Below are 22,221 nucleotides of genomic sequence, written 5' to 3' on the forward strand. Positions count from 1 at the left end.
TTAATTCTCTCCCTTTCTTACTTTACGCTATCATTTTAATTGTATTTTACCTTCTTTTATACAAAAAATAAATACAAAAAGCAGATATAATTGTTCAAAAAAAAGTAATACTTCAATCAACACAAAAGGGATACCGCAATTTATGCAATATCCCTCAATTATATTCTATTTTACACCCTGTTCCGATATAGACAATCGTTTTTCCACATAGTTAAATCCAAATGTCAGAATAAGCGTTATAACAAGGTAAAAAAGCGCCGCTACAAGATACGGAGACACACGCATATCTCTGTTTACGGCACGTTGAGCCGCCTTTAACAAGTCGATAAGTGCGATTGACGATGCCAATGCCGTATCTTTTACAAGCACGATTGTTTCGTTCGCAATCGGCGGAATGACTGTTCTTATCATTTGCGGAACTATTACATATCGCATAGTCTGTATTCCTGTAAGCCCCAGTGCCTTTGACGCCTCATACTGTCCTTTGCTCACGCCTATTATACCGCCGCGGAATATTTCCGCAAAATACGCCGCGTAATTAAGCACGAATGAAATCACTGCCGCCGTAAACATCGAAAGCGTTATCGACTCACCGTTTGGCAATGTTACATATGTAAGTCCGAAGTAGAAGAAAAACAACTGCAGCAAAAGCGGTGTTCCTCTGAATACCCACAGATACACATTTATAATAAATCGGATCGGCATTTTCACAATCCATCGGATAACAAAATTATCAGTCGGTCTTTTGCTTACCGCCTCTTTGAAAAGTGATATTAAAAGTCCGAGAGGCAGTGACAGCACGAGTGTCACCACGAATAATTTAATTGTAATCTTTAAACCCTCAAGCATTTGAGGCAGTATTTGTAAAATATACTTAATAGAATCTTGCATATGTATTCTCCATAAATGCACAAACCGCTGAAATACGTTATTCCAACGGTTTGCTTATTTTTAATTATTTAATTAGGTCTTCTCCAAACCATTTTTGTGAAATTTCTGAAGTTGTGCCGTCTGCTTTACACTCGTCAAGTGCCTTGTTTATAGCCTCCATAAGTGCATAGTCGCCTTTTCTTCCGCCGACACCGTAATCTTCTTCATCAAAACCTTCTTCAAGAACTGTGTACTTATCAAGCAAGTTTTCTTTTTGCAAATAGTATCTTACGAATACTTCATCAATTACAGCCGCATCTGCTCTACCGGAATCAACTTCCATAAGAACCTGTGAATTTTCCTTGAAACGAGAAATGTTGTCATCGCCGACTGATTCGTATGTAGCTGTATCAGCTTTCAAAGCGTCTTCTGATGTTGAACCGTCTTGAAGTGCAATCTTCTTGCCTGCAAGGTCGGCTTTCTTTGTTATATCAGAACCTTTTTTAACAATGATTGATTGCTTTGTTGAAAGATAAGGATTAGAGAAAAGAACTTCTTGACGTCTTTCATCTGTGATTGAGAAACCGTTCCAGATAACGTCAATCTTACCTGATGAAAGTTCCATATCCTTTGAATCCCAATCTATCGGTTTAACTTCTACGTCCACACCCATCTTTTCACCGACTGCTTTTGCAAGGTCTATATCAAATCCAACGATTTCGCCGTTATCATCTGTAAAGCCCATAGGCGCAAAGTCTGCGTCAAGTCCCAAAGTAAAGTGACCTGCCGCCTGTACATCTGTCAATGATGTATCTTCCTTAGACTCGCTTGTTGTGCTTTCGTTTGATGAACTGCCACAGCCTGCAAGCATTGATATGCTCAACGCACCTGCAAGTGCAAATGTAAATACTTTTTTGATATTCATATTAAATTCCCCCTTTAAATTATAATTACTATATTATTATACTGTATCAATTTAATTTAGTAAAGTGTTTTTTAAAAAAATATTGCACAAAATATATAATCATATTTGTTCAAATAATTAGCCACAAAAAAACGAACTGCAAATAACATTACAGTCCGTTTTACTATACATATTAATCAATTACCCTTTTACCGCCTAAAAATCTTGATGAATAGTAACTTGAGTCAATAGAAGTATATTGAATCACCTTACCTGTTGACGGAGCATGAATCATCATTCCGTCGCCTACATACATACCAACGTGAGATGCATAACCGTCACTTCCGAAGAATACAAGGTCACCCGGTTGAAGTTCACCTCTTGTTTCATATGTACCCGGACCGTGAAGTTGGTCATCAGCTATACGAGGTATTGAAATACCGTTTGCACGGCATACATACTGTACAAATCCCGAACAGTCAAAACCTGACGGTGTTGTACCGCCCCATAGATACGGTACGCCAAGATATTTAGCCGCTTCTGTAAGCAAGCCTTGTGCGGCAGGATTTTCCTGAATATATTCACTGTTTGGTATTATCGGCTTTGCCACATATTTAAAGTCAACAGGCAGGCTGTAAACTTCTGAACCGTCTGCAATAACAGCACCGATTGTTATTGAGTAATCATTACCGGCTCTAAGCGAACCTTCGCTGACTTCAATGCTTTCGCCGTCATATACGTCTGACAAAAGAACCGAACTTGCGTTTGCGTCCTTTATAATAACGTGATATGCTTGTGCATTACTTACAGGTGTCCAAGACACTGTAAAGTTGCCTTCTTCAATTTCTGCACCGTCTTCCGGAAGTGTAATTTCAGGAAGTTCGATTGAATAATCATCGCTCTTAAATGTGTTGTATGAACGATTGATACTTGAAATGGCTTGTTCTCTTGTTGTTGAACCCAACGGTGAGAAGTTTTCATCGTCAACACCGCTCATTAATGAGTAGTTAAGCATTGTAATTACCGATGATTTAGCCCAAGAGCTAACTTCGTCGGAATCTTCAAATACATTGACAACATCAGCGTCGTCATAACCGTCTGAAAGGTTAAAATTGACTTCACTTGCAGTAAGTGTACTTACAAGCATTTTTGCCATTTCTTCACGTGTCACAAGTCTGTCAGGTGTAAATGTATTATCACCTGTACCGGAAACCATTCCATAACAGTAAGCTTGGGCTACCGCCATGCTATCTGTATCTTCAAAAGGTGACACTTCCGGTTCTATCATATCTTCACCTGTAAGCTTTTCGTATAAGTTTACCGCAAGCTCACAGAACTCTTCACGAGTTATGTTATCCTTTAGGTTGTTTGAAACCACCGAGTACGAAACAAGGCCGGCTTCATTAGCCTGTTGGTAGTCGGATACAGCCCAGCCGCTTAGGTCTGCCGCCAAAGCAGAAGTTCCTAAAACCGCTGACATCGATATAACAGATAAGATAATCTTCTTTGCTAACTTATTCAAGATATAATCTCTCCTTTTTTACTTTAAAGACCTTTACCCTATGAGTTTTTTCTATGTTTGTATTATCCGCGTTAATATTTTGTCTTACGTTCATAGTCTTTGCTTTTTGAACGTTGACTGTATTGTAACACTAAAAAATAGCTGTGTCAAGCCTTTGGCAAGTAAAAATGTTAAATTTCTTAAAATTTTTGTATTGTTCTTGTAAAATTACAGTAAAACAGCTGAAATATTCACGTAATTAAGCTGAAATATTACAAAAATTTGTTCATTGTTTTTACAGTATATTACATTTATGATTAACATAAAAAACTTTACAACTACAATATATTGACATATTTTTTTATCCCACGCAAGATATTGAACGATTTATGTTAAAACTTGCACATAATATTACAACTTTGTTACAAAATTTTAAGAAGTTGTGAAGAAATTGCTACAATCCGCACCACTATGCGGTTTTTCCTGTTAAAATTTCTGAGAAATTCTTTAAAATATTTTTTAAATCACACCATATTTTACTCATTTTCGTTCGAGTTTCTTCTTATTATAATGCATTTTTTATTGAATAAATTTTCATTCATAAAAACATCCTCAAAAACACCGTTTTTAATAAATACAGCGTCGAATTTGTTACATAACTCCATGCCACCACTCCACCGCAAGCGGTCCCCCTCTCCTCAAGGAGAGGCTTTTGAATAGCCGCTAACCCAAAGGCTCCCATTGAGGGGAGCTGTCAACGCAGTTGACTGAGGGGTGGCTCTCTCATATCTTTTATCTCCCATCCCTCCGTATGGGGCGACCAATGATCGCCCCTACATTGCTCACAACATCTCCGCAATGCCTATTTTCCCACGTAAAAAGCGGACAACCTTAGTTATCCGCTTTAAATATGTACACATTCAATTATTTAACATCAACCTTTTCACCGGCAAGAATTTTATTCATAGTTCTTGCGGCGCACATCTTACCGCACATTGAGCAAGTATGTTTTTCTTCCGGCGGCAATTCGTTATAATATCTCTGTGGTTTTTCAGGTTCAATAGCATATTGGAACATTTCGTCCCAGCACACACGTCTTCTTGCGTCACTCATCTTGTTGTCAATATCTCTTGCACCCGGCACACCCTTAGCCATATCAGCGGCATGAGCGGCGATTTTAGCAGCCACAATACCCTCTTTAACGTCATCGGCATTAGGAAGTCTTAAATGTTCCGCAGGTGTTACATAGCATAGGAAATCAGCACCGTTTGCCGCTGCAATAGCACCGCCTATTGCAGAAGTGATGTGGTCGTATCCCGGTGCAATATCGGTTACAAGAGGACCTAATACGTAGAACGGTGCATTATGGCAAAGACGTTTTTCAAGTTTCATATTTGCCGCAATCTCATCTATCGTCATATGTCCCGGACCTTCAACCATAACTTGCACATTCTTTTCCCAAGCACGTTTTGTCAAAATACCAAGCTCGATAAGCTCTGTAATCTGTGACGCGTCTGTCGAATCATGTGTAGAACCCGGACGGCAAGCGTCACCAAGACTGATTGTTACATCATATTTTGCAAGTATGTCAAGCACCTTGTCATAATACTCATAAAACGGATTTTCATTGCCTGTCATTTCCATCCAAGCAAAAATCAACGAACCGCCTCTTGAAACGATATTTGTAAGACGACCGCCCGATTCTTTAAATATTTGAGCAGTTCTGCGATTTATGCCTGCATGAATTGTCATAAAGTCAACACCCTCTTTAGCGTGAGCCTCTATAACCTCCAAAAATTCGTCAGCCGTAATATCCGCAAGCTCTTTATCAAGATAACCAACCGCATCATACATCGGCACTGTACCGATCATAGCAGGGCATTCGTCAATAAGTTTCTGACGGAATTCATGAGTTTTGCCGTAACAGCTAAGGTCCATAATAGCCTCAGCTTTCATATCAACAGCCATCTTAACCTTTTCCCATTCAATACTGTAATCCGTACAGTCCTTTGAAATTCCGAGATTTACGTTTATCTTTGTTTTAAGACCTTCGCCGACACCTTCCGGACTTATAGCCTTGTGCATTTTGTTTGCAGGAATTGCAACACTGCCTCTTGCAACTCTTTCACGAAGTTCCTCTGCGGTTATATTTTCTTTTTTAGCCACTATTTCCATCTCAGGTGTTATAATACCCTTTTTAGCGGCATCCATTTGTGTTGTATAATTCATATATATCTCCTCTTTCTTTTTATTGAGCATAAAAAAATGCTCTCAAAAAGAGAGCCGTTTCCAAAATCCCGTTACGGCATTACCCGCATACGGTCAATGGGTCGAAGTCAAACTTCCTCTCAGCCGAAAAGCTCCCCTTTTATGTGGATATTATATACTAATACTCACTCACTGTCAAGGTAATATAACGCAAATGTTAATTAAATTTAGTAGACTAAAAATTCAATATGTGTTATATTATAATATAGTAACTGATAGGAGAAAGTTTTATGAAAACGATAAAAGACATATTTTCAAAAATCATAAAATTTATATTGAAAATTACCGGTGATGATTTGAGCATATACGCCGCCCAGGCATCTTTTTTTATTATAATTTCGGTTATACCATTCAGTATGCTTGTACTTTCAATAATCAAACTGTTCATTAATATAGACATAAACTCAATATTGCACACAATAAATTCATTTGCCCCTGCGGCAATCAGCACGTTTCTTACGGAAACAATAACCGATTTATTTACCAAAAGCGGCTCGGTGCAAGTCATTTCCGTAACCGCCGTATCAACACTCTGGCTTGCGTCAAGGGGCGTTATGGCACTGTATACGGGACTTAACAAAGTCTACCGTTCACGCAGCAAAAATTACTTTATCGGCAGACTTATTTCTATATTATATACGCTTGCATTTATTGCGGCACTTATCTTGACGATTGTGTTTTTCGGTTTCGGAAGCAAGCTCGAATACTTTATCAATTCACATTCGCCGTTTTTCTCGACATTGCTCGACTTCTTTTTAAGGGGCAAGATACTTATATTTATGATTTATCTTACCTTTGTATTCGCACTGTTCTACAAGTTTCTGCCTAAAAAGGACAATCGCTTTAAGGCACAGCTTCCCGGTGCGGCATTTTCGGCGGTCGGCTGGATGGTGTTCTCATTCTTCTATTCAATATATATAGAACACTTTTCAAATTATTCATTCGTTTACGGTTCACTTGCCGCAATCGTATTTTTAATGCTTTGGCTTTATTTTTGTATGAACATATTCCTGTTCGGTGCACAGATAAATAAAATGATTGAGGACGGTTTTTTTCAAAAATAACTCTATCCGTTTTATCATCTTTATGATATAATTATAATATACTTTATATAGGGGGGTTAACGTATGACATTTGACACAATCGCATTTACGCAGGACGAGCTTGACAATGCGTTAAACTTATGCTGTACGTCAATCGGGCTTTGCGATAATGACTTTATATTACCGCAAATAGCCGGTGTAACATACATATCAATAGGCGAAATATCCGCAAAAGCAAAATTCAAAAAAGACGATATGAAAAAGCACAACATAAATTGTATCGGATTTGTACCGCAATTTGCACCACAGATATGCGAACATTTTACTTCGGTTTCTTCCTATATAACATCATATCAATATGAATATGAGTACGAATACATAACAAGCTATTCATCATCATACACCACCTCGGCACAATCATCATTTGCCACAAGCTTTGTAACAGGCAGTGGGTGTGTATATATAAACGGTTACGGAATTAATCTCATATAGGTGGCAATATGGACGCAATACATATAAATTGGACAAAGCCTTTCAGAAACAGATTTAACGCACCTTATGAAGTCGAAGATTTTGAAATACTCACAACAATTCTTTCCGCATTGAAATGGCGTGAAAAAAACGGTAATATAAAAATGGTTACCGATTCCATAGGTGCACAATATTATAAAAAAACAGGTCTTGACGTTATTTGGAACAGCGTTGAAAATATTCTTGACAATGTCGATGTCAACAGCAATGTTTTTTGGGCGGCAGGCAAAATATTTGCCCTAAAGGAGCAAAACGCACCTGTTGCAATGATTGACACGGATTTTATCGTGTGGGAGAAAATCGACGAAGAAAAACTCGCCGATGTGTCGGTTATCCACTTTGAAAATCTCTATCCGGACGTTTATCCCCCAAAAGACTTCTTTCATATGGATAACTATGAATTTGACAATGATTTTGATTGGAACATAAAAGCGTGTAACACCGCATTTTGTGTAATAAAAAACGAAAAACTGCTCCGTTATTATACGGATAAATCAATCGAATTTATGCGTCATACAAGCGAACAAAACGACAGACTTGCATATATGGTGTTTGCGGAACAGCGTATGTTGCCTATGTGTGCAAAAAAGCTCAATATGAGCATTATGTCATTTTCGGACTTGAACAGGCTTTTTAAAAGCGGCGACAATATGTTTACGCATACATGGGGTATGAAACAGCAAATGCGCGACAATGCTTTTTTAAGAGCCGATTTTTGCAGACGATGTATTAAACGAATTATTAAAGATTATCCCGAAATGAAAAATATTATTATGAATATAGAAAATCTGAAACAGTATTTTTAAAATACTGTTTTTTTGTGCATACTATTAATATATTTACCATCCAAAAGAACGGAGATTATTATGGAATTTATAAAAATTATACTTACATCAGTCGGCTCAATCATCGCATTGTTTTTCTCAGCAAAAATAATCGGCAACAAGCAAATGTCGGAATTGAGTATGTTTGACTATATAAACGGTATAACTATCGGCTCTATCGCCGCCGAAATGGCGACTTCGCTTGACGGCAAGTTTTACTATCCCCTTACTGCGATAGTAATTTATACCGTCATTATGTGGTTTATATCATATCTTACCGAAAAAAATATTAAACTAAGACGTTTCTTTACGGGACGGTCAATAGTTTTAATGCAAAGCGGTAAAATATATCAGAAAAATTTTAAGACTTCAAAAATAGATATAAACGATTTTCTTGTACAATGCAGAATAAACGGTTTTTTCACATTAGATGATGTCGATACCGCAATACTTGAACAAAACGGTAAAATATCGTTTTTGCCCAAAGTGCAGGCACGCCCTGTTAATGTGCAGGATATGAACATCGCAGCAAAACAAGAAAAGCTGTCCTTTACAGTTGTTCTTGACGGACATATTATGGAGGAAAATTTAAAACTCAGCGGCAATAATAAAAAGTGGCTTGAAAACGAATTGCAAAAGCAAAAAATCGGCAATGTGAAAGATGTGTTCATCGCACTTTGCGACGGTAATAACACATTGTCGGTTTATAAAAAAACAGACGATTCACCAAATAATGACCCGTTCCAGTAATGAGGAGTTGTTACGAACGATGTAGGGGCGATCATTGGTCGCACATTAACAACGTAGAGGCGATCATCGGTCGCCCATTTTAAAATAGAGAATAAACAAGAAAACCACCCCTCAGTCGGCATAGCCGACAGCTCCCCTCAATGGGAGCCTTTGGATTAGCTGTTATTCAAAAGCCTCTCCTTGAGGAGAGGGGGACCGCTTGCGGTGGAGTGGTGGTAAGGGATACGGAACGTCGAGATACCGTATCCTACGAATAAAATTGCCGATAAACTTCATAAAGGCTCCACTTGAGGGGAGCTGTCAACGCAGTTGACTGAGGGGTGGCATAATACAATAAAATACATCAACCAATACAAAAAAGGTGTTTCCGATTGGAAACACCTTTTAAAATTCAAAATATTATAATTAGCAAACGCCCTGAGCCATCATAGCGTCAGCAACCTTCATAAATCCGGCAATATTAGCACCGGCAACAAGGTTAGTCTTTCCGCCGATTTCGCAGTTATATTCCTTAGCTGCAGCAACAGAATTCTTGTAAATTGTAATCATAATGTTATGTAGTTTTTCATCAACTTCTTCAAATGTCCATGAAAGTCTTTGTGAGTTCTGGCTCATTTCAAGAGCTGAAGTAGCAACACCACCGGCATTTGATGCTTTACCAGGAGCAAAGTAAACACCGTTTTCTTGTAGATATTGTGTAGCCTCAAGAGTTGTAGGCATATTAGCACCTTCTGCAACGATCATTGTACCGTTTGCAACAAGAGCCTTAGCGTCGTCAATAAGCAATTCGTTTTGTGTAGCACATGGAAGAGCAACATCAACCTTAACTGCTTGCCATAGACCTGCACCTTCAACATACTTAGCATTTGGTCTGTAGTTAAGATAATCCTTAATTCTGCCTCTCTTAACTTCCTTGATTTCCTTAACTGCTGCAAGGTCGATACCTTCTTCATCAACAACGTAACCGTTTGAGTCAGAAACAGTGATAACCTTTGCACCAAGCTGCTGTGCCTTTTCACAAGCGTAAATAGCAACGTTACCTGCACCTGAAATAGCAACTGTCTTACCGTTAAAGTCAGTACCCAAATCCTTAAGCATTTCCTGAGCGTAGTATACAAGACCGTAGCCTGTAGCCTGAGTTCTTGCAAGTGAACCGCCCCAAGTTAAACCTTTACCTGTAAGAACGCCTTCATATACGTCCTTTAATCTCTTATATTGACCGAACATAAATCCGATTTCTCTTGCACCTGTACCGATATCACCGGCAGGAACGTCTGTATCAGCACCAATATGTCTGAAAAGCTCTGTCATAAAGCTCTGGCAGAATGCCATAACTTCTCTGTCTGACTTACCCTTAGGATCGAAGTCACTACCGCCTTTACCACCGCCGATTGGAAGTGTTGTAAGTGAGTTCTTGAAAATCTGTTCAAAACCAAGGAACTTGATAATACCAAGGTTTACTGATGGGTGAAGTCTTAGACCGCCCTTGTATGGACCAATAGCACTGTTGAACTGTACTCTGAAACCTCTGTTTACCTGTACCTTACCGTTGTCGTCAACCCAAGGAACACGGAACATAATCTGTCTCTCAGGCTCTACTATTCTCTCAAGCAATGAAGCCTTCTCGAATTCAGGATGCTTCTCAAATACAGGTTCAAGTGATGTTAGAACCTCTGTTGCCGCCTGTATAAATTCAGGCTCGCTTGCGTTTTTCTCTTTTAACTTTGCTAGTACGTCTTGTGCGTATGACATAGTTAAACCTCCTCTAAAAATTAATTTTTTTCTCATCAGAGTGTACAATGTTTGCTATGGTTCACTCTGTTGTGCCAATCTAACATATATTTTAGCATTATTTTTATGATTATGCAACAAAAAATTTGAATTTTTTTCAAAAAAATATTGATGTTTTTCGAATATGGCTTAACTATGCCGTTGTTAGTTTTGCGTAACTTTTTATTTCTTTCAAAAATTCATATATTCGATATACAATTTTTCAAAATCTTCACTGTTTCCGAGTGAAATTTCGGAACTGATTTCCTTTATACGACCGATTCTTTCATCGCCGTCCTGCCTTTCGGCATACTTGACGCAACCGCCGAGCGAGCTGTTGCCGATAACTTTCGTCTTACCCAAAAACTCACGCGGCAATATTCCGATATTGCAAGCCTTTTCAATCGAAAGACCGTAACCGAAACCGCCGGCAAGATACACCGTATCAATTTGTGAAAGCTCTGTTCCCCACGACTTCGCAAGCACATCAATACCGGCTCTCACCGCCGATTTTGCCATTTGCACCTGACGAATATCATTTTGCGTAAACACAACGTCCTCCGCGACCTTATAACCGTTTATAAAATAGTCGTCATTTAAAAGACCCGTTTTATCAATTATTTTTTCGTCAAGCAATTCCGAAACCAACTCAATTATACCCGTTCCGCAAAGACCGACAGGCGGTTTATCCGCAATAGTTTTTAGTGTCCCCATTTTTAAATCAACACCGCATACCGCACCGTCAACCGAACCTATTCCGCACGAAATTCTTCCGCCCTCAAAAGCAGGTCCTGCGGCAGTAGACGTAACAATCATTTTATCCTTATTGCCCAACGCCATTTCACCGTTTGTACCCAAGTCAATAAACATATTAACCTTATCCGATTTATCAAAATCACTCATATAAAGTCCGCTCACTATATCGCCGCCCACAAACGCAGATATACCGCCGTATATAACGGTTTCAATCGGCGAAACCTTACTTTTTGTAACTTTATCAAGCGTAGTTTTTAGTGTCCCCAAGTGTTTTGATTTAAAAGGATATTCACCGAGTGTACCGCAAGAATATCCCATAAGCAGATGTACCATTGTTGTATTGCCCGCGATAACAACTTTTTTAGTGTCCCCAAATTCTTCGGTCACTTTTTTATATCCGCTTATAATCGTATAACGCATAACAGCCGAAAGCTCGTCCAACCTTCCTCTGTTTGCCGACTCTATTCTTGAAAGAACATCCAGTCCGAAACGTCTTTGAGGATTAATTGTTCTGTATGTTTTTAGTGTCCCCTTATCCGTCACAAGTTCAAAAGCAACAGTAGTTGTACCTATATCAATACAGACCGCACTGTCACCCTCTTTAAAATTCGGTTTATACTCATAACTCGACAGCACTTCAAATCTGCCGTTTTTTATATTACTTCTTCTCGGGCAGTCAAAATTAGAACACTTTGAACAGTCATGCTGTGCATTAAATACCTTTTCATCAGTCGTAAATTCAAGTATGTAGCCAAAAGTTTTTACGGGTTCAAACATAAAACCGCTTGTCATTTTTATTCCGTCAACGCCTGTTTTCACGACAATAACGGATTGTTGAGAAAGCGGAAAATCTTTCGGTGCATCAAGACGTTTTTTAACGCCCCAAGACTTTTTTGCACACAAAAGCTTTATATTTTCGGCAAGCACATCATCCATCATAAAAAGATACTCGTCCGCCATTGCGTCAACAAGTATACCTTTCATACCCTCACCGTTATCAAAAAAGCTTTTTGATATTCCGCTAATTTTTTCACCGACCGTAAGTATGCAATATGCTTTCATATCCTCCGTTACGGCAACTGCACGTGGGGACAGTAAATTCATCACCGTTTCTTCAAGCTCGTCAAAATAAGAAGAAACAGTTTCATACACACTGCTCCCCTCAAAACACCCCAAAGTTTTTAATACTTTATCTTTATCTATTTTTATCGAAAAATCTTTAATCTCTATTCTATTCATATCATACTACCCCTCATTTATAAAAACAGCGGTACTTTTCACCGTACCGCTGATGATTAATAAAATTTACCGTTTGCCCTGTCAAACACCTGTTGAGTTCCGGCAGAGTATTCTCTGTTCATACGTTTTAACGGACTGTATGTATTGCCAGTAAAGAAATTCACACCGTACACCGTACTGAATGAAATCTTATAACCAAGCTGACTTTTAACCGCATTATCGAGTGTTGTCGTATAATATCCGTACGGCCACGAAATACTTGTCACATCTTTTCCGGTAACTTCTTTCAAAATTTCTCCGTTACTCTGAATATCATCGAGTATATCGCCGTAAGCGTTTGTATTGTTGTAAATCGCCTTTAACTGTTCCTTAGGCATACTGTGAATACCGTTTGTGTGATTGCCTATTTCGACAAGTCCGCTGTTCGCCATTTCATATGTTTCGTCAGCAGTCAAATAACCGTAACGGTCTATGTATGAACCAATCAAAAACATTGTAGCCTTTGCGTCATTTTTCTTTAATATCGGAAATACCTCCGTATAGAAGTTTGAGTATCCGTCATCAAATGTCAAAAGCAATATTTTTCTGTTGTCAATATCAGCCATATTCGCCGTTGCGAGTTCTGTCGCGGTCATCGGTATATATCCGCAGCTTTTAAAGTATTGTATATCCGCGTCAAGCTGTTCGGGTGATATTGTATAGTCATTCCAACGTGACGAATCAGTTGTCACACTGTGATACATCAGTGCCGCAACCTTTGCCGCCGCACTTGCCGACACATTTCCCATTGAAAAAAGCGTTATAAGTACCGCCATAACGGCAATTATCTTTTTCATTACTATCGTAAAATCCTTTCCGCCTGCACCGTAAAAATTCGGTGTATAATTTTTACTTCTATCTTGCCTATTGTACTATACAATATCAGTTATGTCAAGCCAAAGCCCATTGGAACTATTTTCTCTTGAAAAACATTTTATTCGGCAATGCAAACACAAGTACAATCCCCACCGCAATCGCTACAGCAACTTTTATTGTATCAATGCCTGTGTACATTGCTTTCATATAGTCCGACGCTATGATGTTATAAACAGTGTTATACATACCCGCACCGGGTACAAGCGATATTATTCCCGAAATCAAATAAACCGTAACGGGCATACGTCTTATGTTCGCCAAAATCCGCGACAACACCGTCACGGCAATCGACGCAACAAATATAGCAAGTGCCGTTTCGTCGCTTATTCTAAGTGTAAACAAATACACCCCCTCTGCGACTAAACCTGCAATTCCGCAAAATATCAATTCACTTCGGCTCACGTTAAATATCACTGCAAAAGCCATTGTCGCCGCAAAAGCGACAAACATTTCAAGAAAAATCATCCCATAATACCTCCCGTCATATGACCGAAAATGTACATAACACTGCCCGCACCTGTGGCAAGTGCAATCGCCACAACTACCGCATCAAACAATCTCGCACCGCCCGAAAGGTAATCTCCGGCAATAATATCACGAATTGCATTAGTTATTGCCAAACCGGGTACAAGCGGCATAATAGCTCCCGTTATCATAGGATTAATATTTTTTCCCAAACCTATTGCATAAAAGAGTAATATCAGCAACGCAATAACAACTCCGCCCGAAAATGTTATAATAAACTCCGCCGTGTGATGTTTTCTCAAAAACCATATAAAAACATTGATAACCGCACCGACCACAAACGAATTAAGTCCGTCAAACGCATTACCGCCAAACAACAACGTAAAAAATCCACAGCAAAACGCTACCGCAACAGTTTTCACCCATAACGAATAAGGTTTCTGTTCCATTATATATTCAAAGCGTTTTAAAGCTTCTTCAAAGTCGATTTTATCATCAGCAATATCTCGTGACATCATATTAATTTTTGATACTTTATCAAGGTTTATAGTCCGTCTGCGAACTCTGACCGTTTTTGTAACATCGCCGACAGTGACAAACAGTCCTGTCATTACGACCAAACCCTCACTTTTACCGTCATAAAAATGCCGTATTATCCTCTCAACCGTATCTTCGACACGACTCGTTTCCGCACCGCTTTCAAGCAGACCTCTGCCGACATCCGCCGCAAATGTCACAAGTTCATTTATCTGCATATTCTCATCTCCTCACACAATATGCAGACAACGCCAAAACTTATATATCCTTTACCGAATTAACCTTTAATACAAAAAGTATTGACGCTCCTACACTTATAAGTATTGTTCCCACTATAACCATAATATTTACCTCCGTTTTTGTCAAGGTGATCTTAGAAAATTTCTCGTTTTTTACCCTCAAAACCCCAACTTCACTTTGACAATTTAGCTTTATTATGATTATATTATAACAACTACAATGTCCGAAAAACCGTACACAAAAAGATGGCATATAAATGCCATCTTTGGTATAGTGAACAAATTTTAAATACTGAATTATTCAGCAAACATAGGAGTTGACAAATATCTTTCACCTGTATCAGGCAAAAGAGCTACGATTGTTTTACCCTTGTTTTCAGGGCGTTTGGCAAGCTCTGTAGCCGCCCAAACAGCTGCACCTGATGAAATACCTACAAGTACACCTTCACTGCGGGCAATATCTCTGCCTGTCTTGAATGCGTCCTCGTTTTCAACAGTTATGATTTCGTCATAAACCTTTGTATCAAGAGTTTCAGGAACGAAACCTGCACCGATACCTTGAATTTTGTGCGCACCTGCTTTGCCTTGTGACAATACCGGTGAGCCTGCAGGCTCAACTGCAACAACCTTAACGTCAGGGTTTTGTGACTTTAGATACTGACCTACACCGGTAACTGTACCGCCTGTACCTACGCCGGCAACAAATATATCAACTTTACCGTCTGTATCTGCCCAGATTTCAGGACCTGTTGTTGCTCTGTGATAAGCAGGGTTTGCAGGGTTTGTGAACTGGCTTGGGATAAAGCTGTTTTCTGTTGTTTCAGCAAGTTCCTTAGCCTTTTCGATAGCGCCTTTCATACCCTTTGCACCGTCTGTCAAAACAAGTTCGGCGCCGTATGCTTTTAATAGATTACGTCTTTCAATACTCATTGTTTCAGGCATTGTGATTATAATTTTATAACCTCTTGCGGCTGCAACCGACGCAAGACCGATACCTGTATTACCTGATGTTGGCTCGATGATAACAGAACCTTCCTTTAACTTACCCTCTTGTTCAGCCTCATCAACCATTGCCTTTGCGATTCTGTCTTTTACCGAACCGGCAGGGTTAAAATATTCAAGCTTACCGAGAACGGTTGCTTCAAGGTTATTCTTCTTTTCATAGTTTGCAAGTTCCAATAGCGGTGTACCACCGATAAGATCTGTAATTTTCTGATATATCTTTGACATTTTAATTCCTTCTTTCTGACTTTTAACACAATTTACTTAAAATTAGTCAACGGCGTTGAATGCGTCGTCAAGAGCTGCAATAAGGTCATCAATATTTTCTGTACCGATTGATAGTCTTATTGTATTTGGCTTAATACCCTGTTCTGCAAGTTCCTGTTCATTGCACTGTGAATGAGTAGTTGTAGCCGGGTGAATTACAAGTGACTTAGAGTCCGCAACATTTGCAAGAAGCGAGAAGATTTCAAGGTTATCGATAAACTTGTGAGCCTCTTCAACTCCGCCCTTGATTTCAAATGTAAAGATACTTCCGCCGCCGTTTGGAAGATACTTCTTGTATAGTTCGTGGCTTGGCTCTGTAGGTAGTGACGGATGATGAACAGCCTCTACCTTTGGATGCTTGTTTAGGTAATCAACAATCTTTAGAGCGTTTTCAACGTGACGTTCAACTCTTAGTGATAGAGTTTCAAGACCCTGTAAGAAGATGAATGCGTGGAACGGTGAAAGTGTAGCACCTGTGTCACGAAGTAGGATAGCTCTGATATATGTTACGAATGCGGCAGCTCCTACATCATTTGCAAAGCTGATACCGTGATATGATGCGTTAGGCTCTACAAGGTGAGGGAACTTACCCGACTTAGCCCAGTCAAAGTTACCGCTGTCAACGATTACACCACCGATTGCAGTACCGTGACCGCCGATAAACTTAGTTGCACTGTGAACAACGATGTCTGCACCGTATTCGATTGGTCTTACAAGATAAGGTGTAGCGAATGTTGAGTCAACTACAAGCGGAATGTTATGTGCGTGAGCAATCTTTGCAATTTCTTCAATATCAATTAGGTTTGAATTTGGGTTACCAAGTGTTTCAATGAAGATTGCCTTTGTATTATCCTGAATAGCTGCTTCAAATGCACCGTCAACTTCAGGGTCAACGAATGTTGTTGTAACACCGAATTCAGGGAATGTATGTTCAAGATAGTTGTATGTTCCGCCGTAAATTGTCTTTGCGGCTACGATGTGATCGCCTTGCTTGGCAAGTGTTTGGAATGTATAAGCAAGAGCTGCCGCACCCGATGCAACTGCCAATGCAGCAACACCGCCTTCAAGGGCTGCTATTCTCTGTTCAAAAATATCTTCTGTAGGGTTTGTAAGTCTGCCGTAGATGTTACCTGCATCTCTCAAACCGAAACGGTCAGCTGCGTGCTGTGAGTTGTGGAATACGAATGATGTTGATGCATAAATCGGAACAGCTCTTGAATCTGTAACAGGATCTGCTTGTTCCTGACCAACGTGTAATTGCTTTGTTTCAAATCTCCAATTCTTATTTGACATAATTTTGTACCTCTTTCTTTCTCAATTTTTATATTTATGTGTATTGTTCTTTCTTATTAAATCAGTTACAGCAACAGCAACACATTCGTCCGTTCTGTACATACTTTAGATTTTGTGTTATCATATCGCATTTTCCTTTCTTCTCTTTTCCTATGGAATTACTATGATTTGTATTATAGCACATTTTTCCGATTTGTCAATACCTTTTTGAAAAATTTTTTATAAAAAATAAATATCCGCTAAAATTCTTCGATTTTATGCGGATATTTACCTCTGAAATATTATATACACCAATCCCAATAACCGTCCTTCATAGACGCATTTCCGACACTGTACTCAAGTTCGGGATTTTTCACGCTGACTTTCATACCCTCCGAAACGGAATTAACGATAAACGCATTACCGCCGATAGTCGTACCCTTACCGACAACCGTTTCACCGCCGAGAATAGTCGTACCCGAATATATCGTAACGTTGTCACTGATAGTCGGATGACGTTTAACGCCCTTTAACTGCTGACCTTTTCTTGTCGAAAGTGCGCCTAAAGTAACGCCTTGATATATTTTTACATTATCGCCGATTTCGGTAGTTTCACCTATAACAATACCTGTACCGTGGTCTATAAAGAAATATTTGCCGACAGTCGCACCCGGGTGAATATCTATGCCTGTTGTGCTGTGAGCATATTCCGTCATTATTCTCGGAATCATAGGCACGCCCAAAAGCCACAATTCGTGAGCAATTCTGTAAACAGTGATTGCAAACACTCCCGGATAACAGAAAATTATTTCATCTGTGCTGTATGCCGCAGGGTCACCGTCATACGCAGCTTGAATGTCTGTATTTAAGTATTCTCTTATTTTCGGTATTTTCTTTAAAAATTCAAAAACAACTTCTTCCGCTTTTTCCTCTGCCTGTGCCTTACTGCACTCTCTGCATACATCTTGATTTGCAAACGCGTTTGATACCTGTTTCTTCAAATGATACTGTATAAATTCCAGTCTTTCACCGACAAGAAACTTTAAGTATTCACTTCTGACCTTGTTGTTGTCAAAAAAGCCCGGAAAAAGCACTTTTCTTATTTCATCTATAATTTCTATAAGAATATCCTTGTTAAGCATATTCTCTTCGTCAATTCTCGCTGTAATGTCACATTCATTGTAGCTGTCTAAAATCACATTGACTAAATCTTCTACTTTATTCGCCATATGTAAACCTCCTTATGTACTATTTTATGCACTGTTCCTATAGTCTATCACACATATCGAAAATTGTAAACTAAATTTCAGGTTTTGTCACCGCGTCGGGATTAACCTTATGTTCGCCGATAAATTTCTCCATCCAAATCATATCGTACCACTTGTCGAACTTGTAACCGCACTTTTTGAATGTGCCGATAAGTCTGAAACCCATATGCTCGTGGAACTGCATACTGTTGTTTGTCAAATGCCCATCTTCATTGTCCGTATACGCAATACAAGCATACATATTAAGAATGTTTTGTTTTTTCAATCTTTCTTCAAGTTCAAGATACAACTTCTTGCCGTATCCGCCACCTTTTTTGTCCTCTCTTACATATATAGTCGTTTCAACGCACCAATCATACGCCTTACGTCCTTTGAACGTTCCCGCATATGCATAACCGACAATTTCATCGTCCTCAACCATAACAATGTAAGGATACTTTTTTGAAATATTTTCAATACGACTTCTAAACTCGTCTACAGACGGAGTTTCATATTCAAACGATATTGTTGTATTTTCGACATACGGACGGTATATTTCAACCAACACTTCCGCGTCGGATAATTCAACATTTCTTATATAACTCATTTTCATTTCTCCTCTAATCTCATAAACTACTAAAATTATATCACACAGTCATTTTACCGTCAATCCATTCTAAAATAAATTAATCGAGTTATTCCAACATATCCCTGTAAAAATAAAAAAACATCGTTTGCTTTGGAGAAATGCAAAAACCGATGTTTTTTCGATTGAAATATATAAAATTTTAATGAATCTGATGTAGTAATATTATCTCAAAAATAAAAAAAAGTAAACAGTTTACGACTAAGTGGTAGCTTAATCCGGAAACTTGGTAGCAAAAAATGTGACATTTGTAAAAATGTCACATTTTTCGAGTTAATTCTGTTCAATTTTTTTCCTTTTGTAGTTCAACAATTTTATCTTACCCATAACCGCAAAAAGCAAAATATCAACGACGCTTATTGCCATTGTTTTTACCATTTCCGTCAAACCAAACGCACAAATTACACCAAATATTACAAGTGTAATACAAAGTACAATTCTCGCCCTTTTTCCGAAAACTTTAACTTCAATTTCTTCCAAAGGTTTGTTTATAGCCTCGATTGGCGAAATTGCAAAGAGTACCCCAATAGATAAAACGGTTGCGACTGTGTATATGCCAAGATTATACGGAAGATATTTAATCGCAAGCAGAACGCATATACACATCGTGCTTGACGACAGATAGCACGTCAAGGCTGTTTCGCAATGAAATCCGCCCGTATACTTTCGAATGAACTTGTACATAAATACAAAAACAATCACCTGCGGTATCATTTTCATTATTATACCTATTATAAGCATTGTCAAATCACTTGCAATAACGCTCATTACAAGGTCAAGTCCGTAAGTATATTCTTCCTGCTCCTCTTCTTTTATGTAACCTAATCTTATGGCATATACCACAGCCCATTCCGAAAATTTACGAAACATAATCAGAACTTACGATACTTCTTAAGTCCTTTTGGTGCTTCAGGTTGACCGTTTACAATGGTTGATGTTGAATTACTGTTAATCACAAGCATCAACGCTGCACAAACAGGTACAAACTTGATTAATGTTGGAACTACTTTGTTTAGGAACTTTTTCATAATAAAACATCCTTTCTTATCTTTACGTTTACCTATATTCCTACAATCACATTATAACATTAAATGTCAACAATGTCAATATAATTTTCAAATGTTAATTTGTGAATTATTTATAGAAATAACGGTTCTAAACATCCCTTTAGCTTTGTCATACGACCAACTCATTTTCCCATCATATTTGCTTAATGAATTATTTATACTCTTAATACCGATTCCGTGAGAATTACCGTCATCTTTTCCGCTTCTAAGCATACCTTCTACAACTATCGGCTCTTTATCGGCATAATTTTCAACTTTAATAACACTAAATGCGTTATTAACTGTGTATAAATCAATAAATATATCTTTTCTTGCCGAGCTTGAGCAAGCCTCTATTGCATTGTTAATCAAATTAGAAAATATAGCAACAGTGTCCATTCCGTCGATAAAATCAAGTTTCGGATTGGTTGAAGTTATGTTTAGCTTAATCCCGTTTTCTTCACATTCTTTTTTCTTGCGAATAAGTAATATATTAAGAATATTATTGTCACTGTATTTTTCTATTTTTGAATCCTCACACTCTTTTTCAATCTTCCCTACATATTCTTGTGCTTTTTGGATATCTTCCGAAATTAAAGTTTTCAAAACATTTAGATGTTCTCTGAAATCATGATTCATTATTCTGCTGTGTTCATATTTTTCGTTTAATGTCTTGTATTCTTCTAATTCAATACAGTTTTTATAATTTTCATCTTCAAGTATTCTTATTCTTCTGTTTTTCGCAAGCATAAATTCGTTTACCGAAAAAGTAACAACATTTAAGGTTATTGCGATAATACAAACCGAAGTAAATATACGCTTGTCAATATTCAGCGGATAAACCATAATTAAACACACAAAAGTCATTATAGGAACTGCAGCTAACAACAGAGAAGATTTTTCTGATGAAATTACCTTTTTCCTGTCTACTATTTTCATAAAAAATACCAATAAAAAGTATATCAATTTTCCCGCCACCGTTATAATCATTGACTGTTGAGGCGTGACTTCTAAAAAGCTTTTCTTGTCTAATCCCATTTTCATAGTAAACGTTACTATAATTTCGCCCAAAAACATAAACACCAACAACATCATCGTTTGAAATATCGAGGTTTTAAAATTTATTCTATAACCCAAATTAAAAATCAAAAAATTGATTACTATAAAAACGCCCACATTAACAAATAATCGATTAAGCAGTGAAAAAGCAAATATAATTAAATACCCCACAAAGCACATCGCAGAGCTTATATAATAATTCTTTTTCGGTTGTAACGTCGAATTTGCAAAATATAACATTATTACAAATTCAAGTGCTATTCCAATTATCAATCCTGCATCTATTCTCATTTTTGTTCACCCATCCAATCTATAAAATATTTATTAAATTCCGTATATTTTCTTCGCGACATATGAATTTCATATTCATGATTTCCTATTCCGCATTTTACGTGCGACGGCGAATATGCTTTCACATAATTTAAGTTCACATAGTAACTTGCGTGCGACTCGTAGAAGAAATATGAATTTATCATATCTTTGACCGCTTTATACGGTCGGTCTATTACAAATTCTTCGTCTACCGTAACAATAGTAGTCTTTTTGTTCTCGGCACATATAAAAATAATTTTATTTATCGGTATATTCACAACATTTCTGTCGGTGTTGAATTCTATACATTTGTTATTGCTCTCCAACCGTTTCAATGCCGATTCTAACCCAAATTTCAGTTTTTCTTTCGACATAGGCTTTACCCAAAATCTGAACGCATACTCGTTCATAGCATAGTCCATATAAACCTCGTGATTGGTTACGAAAAATAACAGACATTCTTTGTTGACATTGTGAATGCTTTCCGCCGCCACAATTCCGTTGACTTCATCCATTTCCACATCTAAAAATACTAAATCGTATTGCCAAGCATTTTTAATAAGATTTTCGGGATTTTGGTATTTGTCCATTTTGTATGGTATTCTCATCTCTTTCAACGTTTCTTCAATCAGTGTTTTCTCATTGTCCAATACTAATTTATTGTCATCACAAATCGCTATATTTAATTTCATCATTTTCTTCATCACCAATTTTATTTATTTCATAAATATTTTATCCTATATTGTATTATTTTGTCA

Annotated in this window: 21 protein-coding genes; 4 read left to right on the plus strand and 17 right to left on the minus strand. The window is 37.9% G+C overall.

What is annotated here, in order from left to right:
• Window positions 1-165: 165 nt before the first annotated feature.
• The 4 genes from ACSAMO_RS07160 to thiC form a co-directional block, all read right to left on the minus strand.
• On the minus strand, window positions 166-891 hold the full coding sequence (locus ACSAMO_RS07160) for an amino acid ABC transporter permease (protein ID WP_308455701.1): 726 nt from the start codon (window positions 889-891) through the stop codon (window positions 166-168).
• Window positions 892-955: 64 nt separating this feature from the next.
• Entirely contained in the window at window positions 956-1,795 is an 840-nt protein-coding gene (locus tag ACSAMO_RS07165; RefSeq protein ID WP_484110714.1) for an amino acid ABC transporter substrate-binding protein, read from the minus strand.
• Window positions 1,796-1,967: 172 nt separating this feature from the next.
• Entirely contained in the window at window positions 1,968-3,296 is a 1,329-nt protein-coding gene (locus ACSAMO_RS07170; RefSeq protein WP_499209016.1) for an NlpC/P60 family protein, read from the minus strand.
• 903 nt (window positions 3,297-4,199) lie between these two features.
• Window positions 4,200-5,504: a phosphomethylpyrimidine synthase ThiC gene (gene thiC / locus ACSAMO_RS07175; protein WP_308455699.1), complete on the minus strand. Its 1,305-nt coding sequence runs from the start codon at window positions 5,502-5,504 to the stop codon at window positions 4,200-4,202.
• 269 nt (window positions 5,505-5,773) lie between these two features.
• On the opposite strand from thiC, the gene ACSAMO_RS07180 reads away from it, so the two are divergent.
• The 4 genes from ACSAMO_RS07180 (at window position 5,774) to ACSAMO_RS07195 (ending at window position 8,691) form a co-directional block, all read left to right on the plus strand.
• Window positions 5,774-6,607, plus strand: coding sequence for a YihY/virulence factor BrkB family protein (locus ACSAMO_RS07180; RefSeq protein WP_117967841.1), 834 nt, complete (start codon window positions 5,774-5,776; stop codon window positions 6,605-6,607).
• 63 nt (window positions 6,608-6,670) lie between these two features.
• Window positions 6,671-7,078 (plus strand): hypothetical protein, encoded by a 408-nt coding sequence (locus tag ACSAMO_RS07185; protein WP_499209017.1) that lies wholly within the window; start codon window positions 6,671-6,673, stop codon window positions 7,076-7,078.
• A gap of 8 nt (window positions 7,079-7,086) precedes the next feature.
• Entirely contained in the window at window positions 7,087-7,923 is an 837-nt protein-coding gene (locus tag ACSAMO_RS07190) for a DUF6734 family protein (RefSeq protein WP_499209018.1), read from the plus strand.
• 60 nt (window positions 7,924-7,983) lie between these two features.
• On the plus strand, window positions 7,984-8,691 hold the full coding sequence (locus tag ACSAMO_RS07195) for a DUF421 domain-containing protein (RefSeq protein WP_499209019.1): 708 nt from the start codon (window positions 7,984-7,986) through the stop codon (window positions 8,689-8,691).
• Window positions 8,692-9,096: 405 nt separating this feature from the next.
• Here the strand turns inward: ACSAMO_RS07195 and gdhA are convergent, their stop codons facing one another.
• The 13 genes from gdhA to ACSAMO_RS07260 all read right to left on the minus strand — a co-directional run bounded on the left by gdhA (window position 9,097) and on the right by ACSAMO_RS07260 (window position 22,158).
• Window positions 9,097-10,443 carry an NADP-specific glutamate dehydrogenase gene (gdhA, locus tag ACSAMO_RS07200; RefSeq protein ID WP_022229745.1) on the minus strand — a complete coding sequence of 449 codons (1,347 nt, stop codon included), beginning with the start codon at window positions 10,441-10,443 and terminating at the stop codon, window positions 9,097-9,099.
• Window positions 10,444-10,653: 210 nt separating this feature from the next.
• Entirely contained in the window at window positions 10,654-12,456 is a 1,803-nt protein-coding gene (locus tag ACSAMO_RS07205) for an ASKHA domain-containing protein (protein WP_499209020.1), read from the minus strand.
• Between the two features lie 56 nt (window positions 12,457-12,512).
• Window positions 12,513-13,292 carry a polysaccharide deacetylase family protein gene (locus ACSAMO_RS07210; RefSeq protein ID WP_499209021.1) on the minus strand — a complete coding sequence of 260 codons (780 nt, stop codon included), beginning with the start codon at window positions 13,290-13,292 and terminating at the stop codon, window positions 12,513-12,515.
• 115 nt (window positions 13,293-13,407) lie between these two features.
• On the minus strand, window positions 13,408-13,836 hold the full coding sequence (locus tag ACSAMO_RS07215; RefSeq protein WP_337869748.1) for a threonine/serine exporter family protein: 429 nt from the start codon (window positions 13,834-13,836) through the stop codon (window positions 13,408-13,410).
• Window positions 13,833-14,591: a threonine/serine exporter family protein gene (locus ACSAMO_RS07220; protein WP_499209022.1), complete on the minus strand. Its 759-nt coding sequence runs from the start codon at window positions 14,589-14,591 to the stop codon at window positions 13,833-13,835. The genes ACSAMO_RS07215 and ACSAMO_RS07220 overlap by 4 nt, the downstream gene beginning before the upstream one ends.
• Before the next feature lie 318 nt (window positions 14,592-14,909).
• Entirely contained in the window at window positions 14,910-15,842 is a 933-nt protein-coding gene (gene cysK / locus ACSAMO_RS07225) for a cysteine synthase A (protein ID WP_022229740.1), read from the minus strand.
• A gap of 42 nt (window positions 15,843-15,884) precedes the next feature.
• Window positions 15,885-17,174, minus strand: coding sequence for an O-acetylhomoserine aminocarboxypropyltransferase/cysteine synthase family protein (locus tag ACSAMO_RS07230; RefSeq protein WP_022229739.1), 1,290 nt, complete (start codon window positions 17,172-17,174; stop codon window positions 15,885-15,887).
• A gap of 281 nt (window positions 17,175-17,455) precedes the next feature.
• Complete coding sequence (gene epsC / locus ACSAMO_RS07235; protein WP_147514984.1) at window positions 17,456-18,382, minus strand: serine O-acetyltransferase EpsC; 927 nt, start codon at window positions 18,380-18,382, stop codon at window positions 17,456-17,458.
• A 70-nt stretch (window positions 18,383-18,452) separates the two neighbouring features.
• The gene (locus tag ACSAMO_RS07240) at window positions 18,453-19,007 is read right to left on the minus strand and encodes a GNAT family N-acetyltransferase (RefSeq protein WP_499209023.1); all 555 of its coding nucleotides are present in this window, start codon (window positions 19,005-19,007) and stop codon (window positions 18,453-18,455) included.
• Between the two features lie 312 nt (window positions 19,008-19,319).
• Window positions 19,320-19,916 (minus strand): accessory gene regulator B family protein, encoded by a 597-nt coding sequence (locus tag ACSAMO_RS07245; protein WP_499209024.1) that lies wholly within the window; start codon window positions 19,914-19,916, stop codon window positions 19,320-19,322.
• A 2-nt stretch (window positions 19,917-19,918) separates the two neighbouring features.
• Window positions 19,919-20,074, minus strand: a complete 156-nt coding sequence (locus ACSAMO_RS07250; protein ID WP_337869738.1) for an AgrD family cyclic lactone autoinducer peptide — start codon at window positions 20,072-20,074, stop codon at window positions 19,919-19,921.
• 87 nt (window positions 20,075-20,161) lie between these two features.
• Window positions 20,162-21,163, minus strand: a complete 1,002-nt coding sequence (locus ACSAMO_RS07255; protein WP_499209025.1) for a sensor histidine kinase — start codon at window positions 21,161-21,163, stop codon at window positions 20,162-20,164.
• A 275-nt stretch (window positions 21,164-21,438) separates the two neighbouring features.
• Window positions 21,439-22,158 (minus strand): LytR/AlgR family response regulator transcription factor, encoded by a 720-nt coding sequence (locus ACSAMO_RS07260; protein WP_337869734.1) that lies wholly within the window; start codon window positions 22,156-22,158, stop codon window positions 21,439-21,441.
• Between the last annotated feature and the right edge of the window lie 63 nt (window positions 22,159-22,221).

It is taken from the genome of Ructibacterium sp. SJQ-7 (genome assembly GCF_054696575.1).

Excerpts from the sequence above, each read along its gene's own strand:
- ACSAMO_RS07160 (WP_308455701.1), bottom strand. The coding sequence starts at position 891 with ATGCAAGATTCTATTAAGTATATTTTACAAATACTGCCTCAAATGCTT.
- ACSAMO_RS07185 (WP_499209017.1), top strand. The coding sequence starts at position 6,671 with ATGACATTTGACACAATCGCATTTACGCAGGACGAGCTTGACAATGCG.
- ACSAMO_RS07220 (WP_499209022.1), bottom strand. The coding sequence starts at position 14,591 with ATGCAGATAAATGAACTTGTGACATTTGCGGCGGATGTCGGCAGAGGT.
- thiC (WP_308455699.1), bottom strand. The coding sequence starts at position 5,504 with ATGAATTATACAACACAAATGGATGCCGCTAAAAAGGGTATTATAACA.
- ACSAMO_RS07205 (WP_499209020.1), bottom strand. The coding sequence starts at position 12,456 with ATGAATAGAATAGAGATTAAAGATTTTTCGATAAAAATAGATAAAGAT.
- ACSAMO_RS07180 (WP_117967841.1), top strand. The coding sequence starts at position 5,774 with ATGAAAACGATAAAAGACATATTTTCAAAAATCATAAAATTTATATTG.
- ACSAMO_RS07230 (WP_022229739.1), bottom strand. The coding sequence starts at position 17,174 with ATGTCAAATAAGAATTGGAGATTTGAAACAAAGCAATTACACGTTGGT.
- ACSAMO_RS07195 (WP_499209019.1), top strand. The coding sequence starts at position 7,984 with ATGGAATTTATAAAAATTATACTTACATCAGTCGGCTCAATCATCGCA.
- ACSAMO_RS07190 (WP_499209018.1), top strand. The coding sequence starts at position 7,087 with ATGGACGCAATACATATAAATTGGACAAAGCCTTTCAGAAACAGATTT.
- ACSAMO_RS07165 (WP_484110714.1), bottom strand. The coding sequence starts at position 1,795 with ATGAATATCAAAAAAGTATTTACATTTGCACTTGCAGGTGCGTTGAGC.
- ACSAMO_RS07260 (WP_337869734.1), bottom strand. The coding sequence starts at position 22,158 with ATGATGAAATTAAATATAGCGATTTGTGATGACAATAAATTAGTATTG.
- ACSAMO_RS07210 (WP_499209021.1), bottom strand. The coding sequence starts at position 13,292 with ATGAAAAAGATAATTGCCGTTATGGCGGTACTTATAACGCTTTTTTCA.
- gdhA (WP_022229745.1), bottom strand. The coding sequence starts at position 10,443 with ATGTCATACGCACAAGACGTACTAGCAAAGTTAAAAGAGAAAAACGCA.
- ACSAMO_RS07240 (WP_499209023.1), bottom strand. The coding sequence starts at position 19,007 with ATGAGTTATATAAGAAATGTTGAATTATCCGACGCGGAAGTGTTGGTT.
- epsC (WP_147514984.1), bottom strand. The coding sequence starts at position 18,382 with ATGGCGAATAAAGTAGAAGATTTAGTCAATGTGATTTTAGACAGCTAC.
- ACSAMO_RS07250 (WP_337869738.1), bottom strand. The coding sequence starts at position 20,074 with ATGAAAAAGTTCCTAAACAAAGTAGTTCCAACATTAATCAAGTTTGTA.
- cysK (WP_022229740.1), bottom strand. The coding sequence starts at position 15,842 with ATGTCAAAGATATATCAGAAAATTACAGATCTTATCGGTGGTACACCG.
- ACSAMO_RS07215 (WP_337869748.1), bottom strand. The coding sequence starts at position 13,836 with ATGATTTTTCTTGAAATGTTTGTCGCTTTTGCGGCGACAATGGCTTTT.
- ACSAMO_RS07245 (WP_499209024.1), bottom strand. The coding sequence starts at position 19,916 with ATGTTTCGTAAATTTTCGGAATGGGCTGTGGTATATGCCATAAGATTA.